General features: G+C 32.4%; 11 protein-coding genes. 5 read left to right on the top strand and 6 right to left on the bottom strand.

From position 1 onward, the window contains the following. Window positions 1-84: 84 nt before the first annotated feature. From ACUN3A_RS03745 to ACUN3A_RS03735, 3 genes are all read left to right on the top strand, one after another. Window positions 85-1,626 carry an acyl-CoA carboxylase subunit beta gene (locus ACUN3A_RS03745; RefSeq protein ID WP_445550015.1) on the top strand — a complete coding sequence of 514 codons (1,542 nt, stop codon included), beginning with the start codon at window positions 85-87 and terminating at the stop codon, window positions 1,624-1,626. 51 nt (window positions 1,627-1,677) lie between these two features. Continuing rightward, the gene (locus tag ACUN3A_RS03740; RefSeq protein WP_445550014.1) at window positions 1,678-2,400 is read left to right on the top strand and encodes a hypothetical protein; all 723 of its coding nucleotides are present in this window, start codon (window positions 1,678-1,680) and stop codon (window positions 2,398-2,400) included. A 272-nt stretch (window positions 2,401-2,672) separates the two neighbouring features. Continuing rightward, window positions 2,673-4,769, top strand: a complete 2,097-nt coding sequence (locus tag ACUN3A_RS03735) for an ATP-binding protein (RefSeq protein ID WP_445550013.1) — start codon at window positions 2,673-2,675, stop codon at window positions 4,767-4,769. A 110-nt stretch (window positions 4,770-4,879) separates the two neighbouring features. On the opposite strand, the gene ACUN3A_RS03730 is transcribed toward ACUN3A_RS03735, so the two are convergent. Then, window positions 4,880-5,329, bottom strand: coding sequence for a GNAT family N-acetyltransferase (locus tag ACUN3A_RS03730; protein ID WP_445550012.1), 450 nt, complete (start codon window positions 5,327-5,329; stop codon window positions 4,880-4,882). Window positions 5,330-5,643: 314 nt separating this feature from the next. On the opposite strand from ACUN3A_RS03730, the gene ACUN3A_RS03725 reads away from it, so the two are divergent. Together ACUN3A_RS03725 and ACUN3A_RS03720 are read left to right on the top strand one after the other, a co-directional pair. Further along, window positions 5,644-6,996 carry an NAD-dependent succinate-semialdehyde dehydrogenase gene (locus ACUN3A_RS03725; protein WP_445550011.1) on the top strand — a complete coding sequence of 451 codons (1,353 nt, stop codon included), beginning with the start codon at window positions 5,644-5,646 and terminating at the stop codon, window positions 6,994-6,996. A 600-nt stretch (window positions 6,997-7,596) separates the two neighbouring features. Continuing rightward, window positions 7,597-8,649, top strand: a complete 1,053-nt coding sequence (locus ACUN3A_RS03720; RefSeq protein ID WP_445550010.1) for an outer membrane beta-barrel protein — start codon at window positions 7,597-7,599, stop codon at window positions 8,647-8,649. Between the two features lie 159 nt (window positions 8,650-8,808). On the opposite strand, the gene ACUN3A_RS03715 is transcribed toward ACUN3A_RS03720, so the two are convergent. The 5 genes from ACUN3A_RS03715 to ACUN3A_RS03695 form a co-directional block, all read right to left on the bottom strand. Beyond that, on the bottom strand, window positions 8,809-9,954 hold the full coding sequence (locus ACUN3A_RS03715; protein WP_445550009.1) for a DegT/DnrJ/EryC1/StrS family aminotransferase: 1,146 nt from the start codon (window positions 9,952-9,954) through the stop codon (window positions 8,809-8,811). Between the two features lie 224 nt (window positions 9,955-10,178). Continuing rightward, the gene (locus ACUN3A_RS03710; protein WP_445550008.1) at window positions 10,179-11,081 is read right to left on the bottom strand and encodes an N-acetylmuramoyl-L-alanine amidase; all 903 of its coding nucleotides are present in this window, start codon (window positions 11,079-11,081) and stop codon (window positions 10,179-10,181) included. Window positions 11,082-11,121: 40 nt separating this feature from the next. Continuing rightward, window positions 11,122-11,598, bottom strand: a complete 477-nt coding sequence (locus ACUN3A_RS03705) for a hypothetical protein (RefSeq protein WP_445550007.1) — start codon at window positions 11,596-11,598, stop codon at window positions 11,122-11,124. Window positions 11,599-11,624: 26 nt separating this feature from the next. Then, window positions 11,625-12,938, bottom strand: a complete 1,314-nt coding sequence (rimO, locus tag ACUN3A_RS03700; protein ID WP_445550006.1) for a 30S ribosomal protein S12 methylthiotransferase RimO — start codon at window positions 12,936-12,938, stop codon at window positions 11,625-11,627. Window positions 12,939-13,558: 620 nt separating this feature from the next. Next, window positions 13,559-15,064: an OmpP1/FadL family transporter gene (locus tag ACUN3A_RS03695; RefSeq protein ID WP_445550005.1), complete on the bottom strand. Its 1,506-nt coding sequence runs from the start codon at window positions 15,062-15,064 to the stop codon at window positions 13,559-13,561. Window positions 15,065-15,072 lie beyond the last annotated feature (8 nt).

Below are 15,072 nucleotides of genomic sequence, written 5' to 3'. Positions count from 1 at the left end.
TTCTTAATCTCTTAATGGTTCAAAATTAAGTTGGCTTTAGCCAAAAAAGAAAAGGATACTAAAAACTTAGCGGTTAAAAAATGTATGCAAGACAAAATAAAAACACTAAACGATAAAATTGCAGAAGCTCATTTGGGCGGAGGAATAAAGCGTATTGCCAAACAGCATTCGAACAAAAAACTGACAGCAAGAGAACGCATCGATTATTTGATGGATGAAGGCTCTTTTGAAGAAATCGGAATGTTGGTGACACATCGAACTACTGATTTTGGGATGGAGAAAGAAATGTATTACGGCGATGGAGTCATTACTGGATACGGTACCATCAACGGAAGATTGGTATATGTTTTTGCTCAGGATTTCACGGTTTTTGGCGGTTCATTATCCGAAACGCATGCCGAGAAAATCTGCAAGATTATGGATATGGCTGTCAAAATGGGAGCACCTATGATTGGACTTAACGATTCGGGTGGAGCACGTATTCAGGAAGGCGTTCGTTCGTTAGGTGGATATGCTGATATTTTCTTTAGAAATGTGCAAGCCAGTGGCGTGATTCCGCAAATTTCAGCGATCATGGGGCCTTGCGCGGGTGGAGCTGTTTATTCACCAGCCATGACCGATTTTACGATGATGGTCGAAGAAACCAGCTATATGTTTGTGACAGGCCCGAATGTTGTAAAAACTGTGACCAATGAATCCGTGACTTCGGAGGAATTGGGAGGGGCGAGCACGCACTCTACCAAGTCGGGGGTGGCACACCGCACTGCCGTGAATGGAGTGGTTTGTCTAGAAGATATTAAGTTACTGTTGAGTTATTTACCCCAAAACAACAAAGAAAAACCTCGTAATTTACCTTATGAGCTTAAAGATGAGGTACGCTTGCAATTAGCCAATATTATTCCGGATAATCCGAATAAACCTTACGATATGCACAGCGTAATAGGAGGGATTATTGACGAAGATTCTTTTTTTGAAATTCATAAAAATTATGCAGAAAACATTCTTGTGGGTTTTGCCCGACTCGGAGGCCGAAGCATTGGAATTGTTGCCAACCAACCAATGTTTTTGGCGGGTTGTCTGGATGTGAACAGCTCGAAAAAAGCGGCACGTTTTACCCGTTTCTGTGATGCGTTTAATATTCCGTTATTGGTATTGGTAGATGTTCCGGGTTTTTTGCCGGGAACCGATCAAGAATGGAACGGAATTATTATTCACGGAGCAAAATTACTTTACGCTTTAAGCGAAGCAACGGTTCCAAGAGTTACTGTAATTACCCGAAAAGCGTATGGTGGAGCTTATGATGTGATGAACTCCAAGCACATTGGTGCAGACATGAATTTTGCTTGGCCAACTGCTGAGATTGCCGTAATGGGAGCCAAAGGCGCTTCGGAAATTATATTTAAAAAAGAAATCCACGATGCCGAAGACCACGAAGCTAAACTCCTAGAAAAAGAGGTCGAATATGCCAATTTGTTTGCCAATCCTTACACTGCAGCCCAACGTGGTTTTGTTGATGAGGTGATTTTGCCACAAGATACGAGACGGAAATTGATTAAAGCATTTAGTATGCTTGAGAATAAAGTAAGTGTAACTCCAAATAGAAAACACGGGAATATTCCTTTGTAGTATAAAAAGATAAAAAAAACATTAGATTGATAAAATTAGACAGATAAACTAATGATAAAAAACATAACACAAACAATTTTACTTCTGTTCCTTATTTTTTTATCATTAAATGCTGAAGCAAAAAGGAGAGATTTCCCCTTTGTAGCTGTGGCGGGAAGTGCAGATTTAATTGTCATTGGAGAAATTTACGGAGTAAAAGGTAGGTCATACACATTTAAAATAACTGAAACATTAAAGGGGCAAGTTTATAAAGTTATTTCTGTAAAGATGTTTGACGAATGGACTTGCGATATGAGATTTGATAAACCTAAAATAGGGCAAAAACTTTGTTTATTCTTAAGGAAAAGGGAAAATTTTAGTTGGGAAAATACATTTGGAAGAAAAGGAGAACTCCAATTTAGGAAAATCGTTACTGATTGGGAAATTATAAATGGAAGTGGAGGAGAACTTCAAATCTCAAATAATTTAGTCCATTTAGGTGGTGATGCAAGTATAATGGTAAATCACAAAATTACCAGTAACAGTATTTCTCTCGTGCAATTTAAAAATGGTATTAGAGATTTTTGTAAATGTTATCAATTTATTGGAGAATATGGGAATTGGGATAAGTTGCCTGTAGGTTTTATACAAATATGCAGTGACTTGCAAATTACAAATTTTAAAAACAAAAGTAAATTTTCAAGATGGCTATTTGAAAGTATGGAATGTTCACCACAGAAAATAGTACCCATTGATTATAACACTGTTTTTAAGCCATATATGTTTTTATGGTAAAATAATTTTCTATGCTTCTATTTCATTGCAATACAATATTATAAAATTTTAATAGCCAACTTTTCAACGAGTTGGTTTTTTTTTGGTATTATAAAAAAATAAGTATATTGCGCTACTATTCTTGTTTCTAATGAAGTCGATTATATACAATAAACATGAGTTTAAGTTACCTGAAAACAGTAAGGGCAGCTATGGCAAACGAAGTTTAAATTTTTGAACTAAAATGACAAAATCGAAGTTAATTACATATAAACAATAATTATTAGCTACATATGAAATTAACATTGAGATTTACTACTTATTTTAAGTTAGTGTTGTTGATTGTTGGGATTTCTTCCCTTTTCTTATTATTGTTTAGTTCCCTTTATTTATATACTGTTCAGCAAGAAAATGATGTTTTCAAAGCCAATTCCAATCAGTATAAAACCGAAGTAAATAGGCTGTTTGACTTTAATTCAAAAACTCAAGTGGTTACCATCTTGGATCTTACCTATTGGGACGCTTTAGTCAAATTTACAAATACTAAAGATACGGTTTGGTTTAAAAAATATATCGTAAATGAATTCCCTACTTATGAAGTAAATTATCTTAGTATTTATGGTTTAGATAAAAAGTTTATTGTAAGTACAGCAAAAGGTAATTTTAAATCCAAAGATTTTATACCTAAAAAAGCTATGGAAAATTTGTATAAAACCAAGTTTTCTCGGTTTTATATGAAAGTTCCCGAAGGTGTTGTTGAAATACTTGGGTGTACTATTCATGCTTCAAATGATCCAAAAAAAATACTAACAAAACCGTCTGGATATATGTTCATGGCTCGGTTATTGGATCAGGCTTATTTTAAAAATTTAGAAGAAATCTGTAGTTCGAAAATTCAATTTTTTAACAATGTAGAAACCGATACGATAGGAAATAAAAGAGTAATTTCATTAATAAAATTAAAAGATTACGATAATCACGTAATTGGAGGATTATTGTTTGAAAGACCTTCTTATCTTAATTTTGAAAGAACAAAAGAGTTATTGTTAATCATTGTTATTGCTACATTGATTGGACTCATAGCAGCTATTTATTATTCTAGAAAATGGGTATATAAGCCATTGCGATTGGTAACAAATATATTAGAGACAGATCGCGAGATTTCAATCAGTATGTTGAAAAAAGAACCAGGTGAATTTGGTCACATTGGAAAATTGTTTGATGATCATAGAAAGAATCGATTTCAATTAGAAAAATCGAAAGAAAAGGCAGAAGAAAGCGATAAATTAAAGTCGACTTTCTTGGCTAATTTATCTCATGAAATTAGAACCCCGATGAATGCGATTATAGGATTTTCGGACTTGCTTTTAAATGAAAGTTTAAGCGAATATTTAAAAATGAAGTATTTGAAAATCATCAATAGTAGTGGTAAAAGTTTAGTATCAATTATTGAAGATTTAATTGAAATGTCAAAAATTGATGCCAAACTTATAACACCTAATTATAAAGGTTTGGATATTGAAAAATGTATGTATGATCTGTATAATACACTAAAAGTGACTATTCCAGAAGATAAAGAGATTGATTTTTATATTATTAAAACGACTGATAAATTAGATAATGATATTTTAACGGACGAAGTAAAGTTGAAACAAATAATTGTTAACCTACTTACAAATGCAATAAAATTTACTGATAATGGGCATGTTGCTTTTGGATATGAAATTGATAAGGAGAAACAGTTATTAAAATTTAGGGTTGAAGATACAGGGATCGGAATTAGTAAAAAAGATTTGAAAGCTATTTTTGACCGCTTCCGAAGAGTTGAAGATGATTATTCAATATCGCTAAGCGGATTAGGATTGGGATTGTCTATTTCTAAAGCTTATGTAGAAATGCTTGGTGGAAAAATTAAGGTTAAATCAACTTATGGAAAAGGTTCTGTTTTTAAATTTACAATCCCGTTGATTTACCGTGAACATGTTATTGAAGATAATGCAGTAAAGGAAGAAAGTTCAATTAAAAGCCCTGATACCAAAACTATTTTAGTGGCCGAGGATGATAATATTAATTTTCTATTATTGAAAGCTATATTGGAATTTAAAAATCACGTTGTTTTGAGAGCAAGAAACGGTCAGGAAGTTGTAGATATTAGTGCATCAAACAGAGCTATAGATTTAATTTTTATGGATATTAAAATGCCAATTTTGGATGGTTATGAAGCTTTTGAATTGATTAAAAGAAATAATCCTGGTCAAATTGTTATTGCTCAAACAGCTCATTCTTCTTCCGAAGTGAAAGAAAGAATTATGAAAGCTGGCTTTTCAGAATACATTACAAAACCTTTGGATAAAGAAAAAGTCTATGAAATAATCAGTAAAATATCTTAGTATAATTTCTAATATAGATCTTTTTTGAAACTAAAAAAAACAGGATTCCAATTCGGGATCCTGTTTTTTTATAAATATTCTTGATATTTTGATGTTATCAATTTCAGTTATTATGCAACTGTAAGGTCGTAACTGTAAAGGTAATCTTCTCTTACAAAGCCCATTTTTTGATATAACGCTTGAGCAGCAGTATTCTTTTTGGCTGTTCGTAATCGAATGGTATGGGAACCTATTTCTTTGGCGAATGCGACTGTTTCTAAAATTAATTTTTCTCCAATTCCTTTTTTTCTTGCAGATGAATCTACAAAAAGGTCATTTAGGATTACTATTTTATTGAGTGCCAATGAAGAAAAAGTAACATAGTTTAAAGCAAAACCAATAATTTTATCAGGATTCTCTTCATCGCAAGCTACAAAAATGACGGCTTCATTGTTCTCTAATCTTTCTTTTAGAAAGGCTTGGTGTTTTTCAAAATTGGATGGATTTTTATAAAAAACAACATATTGATCAAATAGATTTGTTAATTGCTGTAAGTCTTGAATGTTTGCTTTTCGTGTCATAATAAGCTGGTTATTTGTTTTGAAAACTAAATATACAAAAATATTCATAATTTATTTTGCTATTATTTTAGTTTTTATTGTTTTTGTGTTAATCTATTGCTTATAAAGTAAAGTTTTAGACTTATATGACTGTTAAAAAATCTTTTTACAGTTGTTGAATCGGTTAACTGTAATAGAATAAAAAATAGAAAAAACATTAGTAATAATTGTTTTGCTTGGGATTTTATGCTTCAATTACCATAAAGTTTATTATATCTTTATTGATAATTTAATTTTCTGTTTTACCATTTTTTAACGTTTAATGAAATTTTAGAATGATATTCAAATCTATAAATCCGTTTACACAGGCAATAATAGGAGAGCATGAAGTCTTAACTAATGCGCAATTGTCTCATAAACTAAAGTTGTCAGAATTGGCTTTTAAGCATTGGCGCACTACTAATTTTCAGGAAAGAGCCGAAAAAATGAGAAAGTTGGCTTTTTTATTAAGAGAAAAAAAGCAAGAACTAGGTTTATTAATCACCAATGAAATGGGGAAAATCCTTTCTGAAGGAATTGCTGAGGTTGAAAAATCAGCTGAAAATTGTGATTTTTATGCTGATAATGCCGAAAAAATGCTCAAAGACCAATATTATGACACACCTTTCAAAAGTATGTCTGTTTATGATCCGCTTGGAGCTGTGTTTGCTATTATGCCTTGGAATTATCCTTTTTGGCAAGTTTTGCGTTATGCTGCACCCACAATTATGGCTGGAAATGTGACTTTATTGAAGCATGCTCCAAATGTTATTGGTTGTGCCAAAGCTATTGAAGGTGCTTTTTTGGAAGCGGGTTTTCCCGAAGGTGTTTTTCAACAAATCAATATTGATATTCCTCAAGTCGAGAGTGTGATTGCATCTGATATTGTTCATGGAATTACTTTGACAGGAAGTGAAATGGCTGGAGCTTCGGTAGCGGCGTTGGCTGGAAAATATATAAAAAAAACAGTAATGGAATTGGGCGGTTCAGATGCATTTGTAGTTTTGGATGATGCCAATTTAGAAAAAGCGGCTACTGTAGCTGCACAATCAAGAATGCTCAATGCGGGTCAGGCTTGTATTTGCGCTAAGCGTTTTATAGTTACGGAAAAAGTAGTTGAAGAATTTGGTTTTCTTTTTGCCCAAAAAATTTCGGCTCTGCAACAAGGTGATCCATTGCAAAGTGATATTCAGATGGGGCCTTTGGCTAGAATTGATTTGGCCGAGAAATTAAGTTATCAATTAGAACATGCTTTGCAGCAAGGAGCTAAATTAATCGTTGGAGGAGAACGCGATCATTGTAATTTTCAACCCACATTAATTGATTTTGTAGATGTTAATAATATAGCCTTTTTGGAAGAAACGTTCGGACCTTTGGCTATACTTATTAGAGCCAAAAATGAAGATGATGCTATCGCAATTGCTAATAATCATAAATATGGATTAGCTTCTGCGATTTGGACAGAAGATAGAGAACGAGGATATACCTTGGGAAGGAAAATAGAAGCAGGAAATGTTTTTGTGAATTCTTTAGTGCGATCAGATTCAAGGGTTCCTTTTGGCGGTATTAAAAAATCTGGTTATGGTAGGGAATTATCCGAAATTGGAATTAAAGAATTTATGAATATTAAGTCGATAATTATAGAGTAAGAACTACATGGATATTTGCAAATATCTAATATAAATATTTTCAACAGGCCGTCCGTTTTAGAGGCTAAATAAAATTGTGGTACACAGATTTTGCAGAATAATTTTAATAAATCTGCTGAAATCTGTGTTTTTTTATTAAGGCTCAAAATGACGAATATTTATATTTTTTATTCATCTTTTACTGATAAGTAGATGGAGGCTTTTGTTTAATTAAAAAAAACAGAATAGTATTTTGTTTTTACTGATTAAAGTTTTTGTTTTATAATGACCCCCTTTATTTATAGGGGGTGTTGTTTTATTTAATGTTTTTTTGGAGTAAAATTTTAAAATATTTTGATTTAAAATAAAAAACTAAGTGTATTTTTTATGGGTTTAGTGAGGAATTGTTATTATTGAATTTGTAAAATAATCGTAAAAAAAAATAGAATATGACCATTATTCCGTGATGATTTTCTGATTTTAATAATTCTTCATGAAAACTTTTAAAAAATTTTTTATGTTAACTAAAAGTTAATAATTTCGTTCTCAAGAAAGATAAAAAATAACTAAAACCTGACTAGGAAGTCACGAATTAAAATTACTAACAAAAAACAATCAAACATGAAAAAAGTATTAGCCATTTTCGTCTTAGCCATGACAACAAGTATTGCATTTGCACAAGATGATGCAAAATCTACTCCATTAGAAATTTCAGGTTCGGGAGATTTATATTATAAATATGATTTTTCAAAAACAGCTAACATTCCAACAAGTTTTGGTACAGACCAGAATTCAGTTTCTTTAGGGATGCTAGATATTGCTTTCAAAAAAACAATAAAAAAGGTATCATTTGTTGGTGAACTTTCTTTTGGTCCAAGAGGACAAAGACAATCAATTCCAAATGAACCAGGCGAAGTATACGATGATAATGGTGATCAAGTTCTTGGAGTATCTACTTCTGGTGATTCATTCCACATCCAGAATTTATATGCGACTTATGCAGTTTCAGATAAATTAAGTTTAACTGCAGGTTACATGGGAACATTTATCGGATATGAGGTAATTTCTCCACTAGGTAATTTCTCTTATTCTACTTCTTATTTGTTTACTAACGGGCCATTCCAAAATGCAGGTCTTAAAGCAAATTATAAAATAACTGATAAATTTGGAGCAATGGTAGGTATCTTTAATGATTCTTGGAATTCATACAAAGCAGATCCAATAAAAGGATTGAATGCTGTTGGAGGTCAATTGTCTTTTGCTACAGATGGAGTTAGTGTTTATTTAAACGCTATGGACGGTTCTGTAAGTGGTACTATTGTTGATTTAACTGCAACATTCCAACTTTCTAAAGAATTTAAATTAGGAGTAAACGCTGCTGATTTTTCAAATACTGGTGATCAAGGTTATACTGGGGCTGCTATATACCCGTCTTATGCTTTTAGCGATGCTTTTGCTTTGGGAATTCGTGGTGAATATTTCAAATATAAAGAAGGTTCTGGGGATACAGGTGTGACAGCTTTTACTTTGTCAGGAAATTATAAAGTAAGCGGTTTAACTGTTATTCCAGAATTCAGACTTGATACTAATTCAGATGAAGTATTTGTTAATTCGGATATGAACCCTACTAAATCTGCTTCTCAAGTTCTTTTGGCTGTAGTTTACGGATTCTAGTCAATAGTTTATTAAGAAGTAAATAAAACATTTTTTTTTTGCTGTCAAAATCCTTAGGGGTTTTGGCAGCTTTTTTTATGTTTAATAGTTAGAAATAATTTAGGCTTTAATTTCAGATTTCTAAAGAATATATTTTAAACAATTTTAGGAGTGTTTTAATTAGAGAAATAATTTTAATAAAACATCGCTAATATGATTTCTATCCGAATCGCTCAAATTTGAGCCTGAAGGTAAACTTAATCCGTTCTCAAACAATGTTGCTGCAATTTCCCCGCCATAGTATGGATAGTTTTCATATAATGGCTGAAGATGCATAGGTTTCCATAATGGCCTGCATTCTATATTGGAATCTAATAATATTAATCGAATAGTTTCTCTATCAATTCCGTTTTTAGTTTCTTTTGGATTTATGAGTATGGAAGTAATCCAATAATTGGCAAAATAGTCTGGATTGGTTGTGGAATGAACAGTAATTCCTGGAATATTTTCAAACAAGCTTACATAAAAGTCATGCATTTCTCTTCTTAAAGCAATGTGTTTGTCTAAAACAGTCATTTGTCCGCGCCCAATACCAGCACAAATATTACTCATTTGATAGTTATATCCTAATTCACTGTGTTGATAATGAGGTGCTTTGTCTTTTGCTTGTGAAGCAATAAATTCAGCTTTTTCCTTTAATTTTGGATTATGTGTTATAAGGGCTCCACCTCCAGAGGTAGTTATTATTTTATTAGCATTGAATGAAAACACACAGACATCTCCAAAAGTGCCGCATTTTTGACCTTTGTAGCTGCTTCCCAAAGCCTCGGCACTATCTTCAAGAATTGGAATGTTATATTTGTTTGCCACAGCTCTTATTTCGTCTATTTTATAGGGTGTACCGTATAGGTGAACAGTGATTATTGCTTTGGGGATTTTACCATTTTGAATTGTTTTTTGAATAGCTGTTTCTAAATTCATAGGACAAATATTCCAAGTTTCGGATTCACTATCTACAAATACAGGAGTTGCTCCTTGATATAAAATTGGATTGGTTGACGCTGAAAATGTCATAGATTGGCAGATAACTACATCTCCAGCTTTGACATCCAAGAGGATTAAACCCAAATGAATTGCTGATGTAGCAGAATTTAATGCAGTTACATAAACGTCTTCAGAGAGGTATTTTTTTAAATCATTTTCAAATTCTGTAACATTAGATCCCATAGGAGCGATCCAATTTGTGTCAAAGGCTTCTTTTATGAAATCTAGTTCTGTGCCACCCATATGAGGAGTTGAAAGGTATATTTTGTGTGGGTTATTCATTTATAGTTTCAATTTTATGATTTTTCAAATTTTGTTGATGAACTCTTTTGATAACAGGTTTTTCTTTAGTTTTAAAATTGCATGAAAAAAGTAAAATTCAACTAAATATCTGATGATTATTAATTAATATGTAGACAAATGTTTAAAATTAAATTAAAATAACGAAAAAACGCTTTCTGAATTGTTCAAAAAGCGTTTTTTGTAAATTTATAATAAGAGAAAGATTATTTTTTATAAACCGAATAGATTGTATTGATTGTCTTTTCATCTAAAACATCATTCACTTCTGTTTGCATAAAATGAAGTTTAAAAGCGATAATAGCAGCCGAAAGATTTTTTGTATTGTATCCTATTACCTGTAATCCTTGTTCGGCATTGAAATCTGGTGGGGGGCAAGGGAGAACATCATCTGGCCAAACCCCAAAATTATTTGTAGCTAAAAGTTTCCAAGGAAATAAAGCGCTTGGATCTTTTTTTCTTGTAGGAGCTATATCAGCATGCCCTATTATGTTTTGTGTCGGAATATTGTAATCTTTTTTTAATTTGGTCAAAAGAGCTAGTAATGTATTGATTTGCAAATCAGAAAAAGGCTCTATTCCATTGTTATCTAATTCAATTCCGATAGAACTGGAGTTGATATCTGTGTCTTTACCCCAAGATCCATTTCCGGCATGCCAAGCTCTTAAGTAATCATTTAGCATGTGAACTACTTTTCCATCTCTCCCAATTACATAATGAGCACTTACATTGGTAGATTTTAACGTAAACGTTTTTAAAGTTTGTTGAATAGAATCCTGTGCAGTATGATGTAGAATAATAAAATTAGGTTTTCTTAAATTAAAATTAACCGTTCCAACCCATTCAGAGACAATCCCGTTTTGTAAAAGCTTACTGTCGATTTTAGAGAGAGTGTCTTTGTAATTAACCAATTGTTTATTGTATCTATAAGCAATACTGTCGATGACAACAACAGGTTCGCTTTGTAAATGTTGAGCTTCTTTTGCGCCAATAGTTTCTTTTAATGTATTTATCTGGTCATTATAGACTTTTTCGCTTGATTTATGTGGATGTGTAGCGCAAGAGGCGATAAAAAGGATTAAAACGAGATAGTAAAAGTGGTTTTTCATGGTTTTGAAATAGTTTTAAAATAGAGGGATAGTAAATTATTTAGTGTTTTCTAGCTTCCATTTTACTTTTTCTATCCTCGACTAAGTTTTTGAATTTCTCTTTTTGATCTTTGTTTAAAATTTGAATTACTTCCATATCGGTCATATCTCCTAGAACTTTAAATTCTTCTTTTTTTTCATCATCGCTAATTTCTTTTTTCATTAGAATTTCTTCTTTTTTTAGCGATTTAATGTAAATATTGGTAACAACAACTTCTTGAAGTGCATCTAGATTGAGTTCTTTTTTATAAAATGCAACTATTTTGCCCGCAGTTTCTTCTACAGGTACAGGTTTTGGTGCGCTCGGTTGACTTCCAGCCATTTGTCCCATTTGGTTTGATCTACCATAGTTACTCCCGCCATAACCGCCGCCGCCGTAACCGTTTCCTCCACCATAACCATTGTTATATTGTGCTGAAATGGTATTGGCCGATAAAAATAAAAAAACTACAAACAATACTGTTTTAAATGTTTTCATAAAATACAATCTTGAATATTAAAAATCTAAACTGGTTCTCCGTATAAATCAAATTCTGTTGCTTCAATAATTTTGATCATGGCAAAATCACCTGTTTTTACATAATGTTTTGTTGCGTCAATCAATACTTCATTATCTACATCTGGGCTGTCAAATTCGGTTCTACCTACAAAATGACCACCTTCTTTTCTGTCGATAATACATCTAAAAGTTTTTCCAACTTTCTCTTGATTCAAATCCCAAGAAATTTGAGATTGTAATTCCATAATTTCGTTAGCACGATCTTGTTTTACATCGGCAGGAACATCATCTTCAAGTAAGAAAGCATGAGTGTTTTCTTCATGAGAATAAGCAAAACAACCCATTCTGTCAAATTTCATTTCTTGAACAAATTCCTTCAAAATATTAAAATCTTCCTGTGTTTCTCCAGGATAACCCACAATCAAAGTAGTTCGAATTGCCATTCCAGGAACTGCTTCTCTAAAGTCTTTTAATAATCGTGTTGTTTTTTCCTGAGTAGTTCCACGACGCATTGATTTCAAAACAGAATCAGCGATATGTTGTAACGGAATATCAATATAATTACAAATCTTAGGTTCGCGTTTCATGATTTCTAGCACATCCATCGGGAAGCCAGTAGGGAAAGCATAGTGCAAACGAATCCATTCAATTCCTTCTACTTTTACTAAGGCTTCCAATAATTCGCCAAGTGCTCTTTTTTTGTATAAATCAAGACCATAATATGTTAAGTCTTGAGCAATTAAAATCAATTCTTTTACGCCATCACGAGCTAATCCTTCGGCTTCTTTAACTAGTTTTTCAATAGTTTGTGAAACGTTTTTTCCTCTCATTAGCGGAATTGCACAAAAACTACAAGGTCTGTCACAACCTTCCGAAATTTTTAAGTACGCATAATTTTTAGGCGTCGTCGTTAAACGTTCTCCTAGTAATTCATGTTTATAATCGGCACCCAAAGCTTTTAATAAAGCTGGCAATTCTGTTGTTCCAAAATATTGGTCTACATTTGGGATTTCTTTTTCTAAATCAGGTCTGTATCTTTCAGATAGACATCCAGTTACGAAGACTTTGTCTACAAGTCCTTTTTCTTTTTTATCAGCATATTCCAATATCATATTTACCGATTCTGCCTTAGCATTGTCAATAAATCCACAGGTATTAATTACAATAATGTTTCCTTCGTCTTCGGCTTTTGCTTCATGAGTCACCTCTTTTCCGCTTGCGCGAAGTTGTCCCATTAACACTTCACTATCATATACATTTTTGGAACACCCTAGCGTGATCACATTTATTTTGTTCTTTTTTAAAGACTTCGTTCTCATAGTATTATATATTCCTGATAATTTAGGAATTTGCAAAATTACAATTTTTTGCCGAAACCTTATTGCTTTACTTTTAAAATGGCTTGTTTTGTTTTCGTTAAAATGATTTGGAGCACAACATTTGATGTATTCAAGACCATTTGTCCCGCTATCCGTTGCAAACGAAGTTCACTGAACTCCAATAAAAATAAAAGTAAAGTGAAGTAATCTTTTTGTTTTTAAAGGAAAAACAAAAAGGATTTTCACTTTTATCGGGGCTAAGTGAGATATTTAGTTTTTTATAACAGCACTTCTTGAAAATTTTTTATGAAAACCAAAAGGAATTATTTTGCATTAAAGGTTTGGTGTATCGCAAGAGGGATGGGAGCTAATGCCATTAAGTTAAGAGATTTTAGATTAATGATTAACGATTTTAGATTTTAGATTTGGTTCAGGCTAAATTTAGATTGTTGGTTTTACGAGGTTTTTTACATCTGAAATCAAAAATCGTTAATCAAAAATCAGCAATCATTTTACTATTAAATCCTTAATTTAATGTCTTGCTCAAGTTCTTCTTAATAAACAAAAACCACTTTTGAAACTTATCAAAAGTGGTTTTCATTGTATGAGAATAGGTGTTTTTACATTTCAAAGGTGAAAGTCATGGTGAAATTGTTTTTGTAGGTATTGATTTGCGCTCTTTCGGTAAATCCTTGTGAGAAAAACTGGTCTTGAGATGTAGAATGACTATGAACATAAGAACAATCAAGTTTTATAAAACCAAAATTATATCCTAAACCACCCGAGAAACTATTCAAATCACCGATGGTTACAGAATCATTATAAGGGCTTCCTTCAAATCGATAACCGCCTCTTAGTTTTAAATTGTGTATTCTGTATTCGGCACCGACTCTTATTTCGTTGGAACTTCCTAGTGCGTTATGCATTGCATTGTTTAAACCTCTGAAATAAACATCGTTTTCAGGACCAAATTGAGTTTGGCTATAATCTTTGTATTTGTAATCCAGACTGATTAAGCCTGTTTTTCCAAAAACATAAGAAAAACTTCCTGTCAAACTTCCTGGAGTTTGCAGGTCATAGGGTGCATAATAATTAATTACAAATGGATCTACTACATCTGGTGCCATTGAGCCTATGCTGTTAGTTCTGACAGAAGAGAGTCTTTGTGAAAATTCATCTCTTAAATTGTACCATGTTGGAGATTCATAAGCAAAGCCTAGGCGTATTTCCTTGGTTAACTTTGCAATAGTTCCTATTTGGAACGAAAAACCAGAACCATAAGTGTGAAGACTATTTGAGAAATTTATATTGCTAACCTCATAGTTTAAATCCAAAGTATTGTTGTTGGATTCATAAAAGTTAGAGTTTTGTACGTAATCTGTAAAATGAGAATTTAAGTTAACTCCAAGATATAAGAAGTCTTTGATTTGTACAGCGCTATTGAAAATTAGTTTTCCATTATAACCATTGGAGTAAACGCTATTTTCTTGGTAGTAATTGCCACCTGAACGAACATTTGAAGTGTATGATGAATTGTTAGGAGTGTTGTTTACGGGGTTAATAATATAGCCTTGGTAGCCTAGATAAGCTTGTTGCGAGCCGTTATCCAATTCAGCATAATTACTGTTTTCTAATAAGTCTAATGGAACGCCATTGGCATAACTTAAAAAATAATTGTCTACTGAATTCCTAGGGCTTATTCCGGCTGAAAATAGAGAGTTATCATAATTATTAGTATTCTCATAATTGATAGACAATGAGAATTTTGTCAAATCACTATTAGGGTTTCGGGATTTAAAAACAAAAACACCACCTGCTTGATTAAGGTCAAAATTACTTTCGCTAGCAGAAGTAGAAGTACCGAAATAATTTGATTTGTTTTTAACGTCATAATTTCCCATAGTTGTGGCAAATTGATTATTGTTAAAAACAGCCGATCCTGCTGGATTAACATTCAAGGATGATAAATCTCCTCCCAATGCTCCAAAAGCACCGCTCATAGAAGTAAAACGGGCAGTTCCCTGCAATTCGCTTTGCGCATAACGCATAGCATCTTTCATTTCTTGTGAGTATGCTGTAGAGAATGTTAATCCAACTACTAAAAATGACAAGAGGTTCTTTTTCATGGGGTGAA

The organism is Flavobacterium sp. WC2509 (assembly GCF_052683105.1).
Note: the sequence above shows the minus strand (reverse complement) of the source record. Positions and strands in the feature narration are given on the sequence as shown.

Bases quoted from the DNA above. Each gene is read 5' to 3' on its own strand.
- ACUN3A_RS03710 (WP_445550008.1), bottom strand. From the start codon at position 11,081: ATGAAAAACCACTTTTACTATCTCGTTTTAATCCTTTTTATCGCCTCT.
- ACUN3A_RS03705 (WP_445550007.1), bottom strand. From the start codon at position 11,598: ATGAAAACATTTAAAACAGTATTGTTTGTAGTTTTTTTATTTTTATCG.
- rimO (WP_445550006.1), bottom strand. From the start codon at position 12,938: ATGAGAACGAAGTCTTTAAAAAAGAACAAAATAAATGTGATCACGCTA.
- ACUN3A_RS03720 (WP_445550010.1), top strand. From the start codon at position 7,597: ATGAAAAAAGTATTAGCCATTTTCGTCTTAGCCATGACAACAAGTATT.
- ACUN3A_RS03735 (WP_445550013.1), top strand. From the start codon at position 2,673: ATGAAATTAACATTGAGATTTACTACTTATTTTAAGTTAGTGTTGTTG.
- ACUN3A_RS03725 (WP_445550011.1), top strand. From the start codon at position 5,644: ATGATATTCAAATCTATAAATCCGTTTACACAGGCAATAATAGGAGAG.
- ACUN3A_RS03740 (WP_445550014.1), top strand. From the start codon at position 1,678: ATGATAAAAAACATAACACAAACAATTTTACTTCTGTTCCTTATTTTT.
- ACUN3A_RS03745 (WP_445550015.1), top strand. From the start codon at position 85: ATGCAAGACAAAATAAAAACACTAAACGATAAAATTGCAGAAGCTCAT.
- ACUN3A_RS03715 (WP_445550009.1), bottom strand. From the start codon at position 9,954: ATGAATAACCCACACAAAATATACCTTTCAACTCCTCATATGGGTGGC.
- ACUN3A_RS03730 (WP_445550012.1), bottom strand. From the start codon at position 5,329: ATGACACGAAAAGCAAACATTCAAGACTTACAGCAATTAACAAATCTA.
- ACUN3A_RS03695 (WP_445550005.1), bottom strand. From the start codon at position 15,064: ATGAAAAAGAACCTCTTGTCATTTTTAGTAGTTGGATTAACATTCTCT.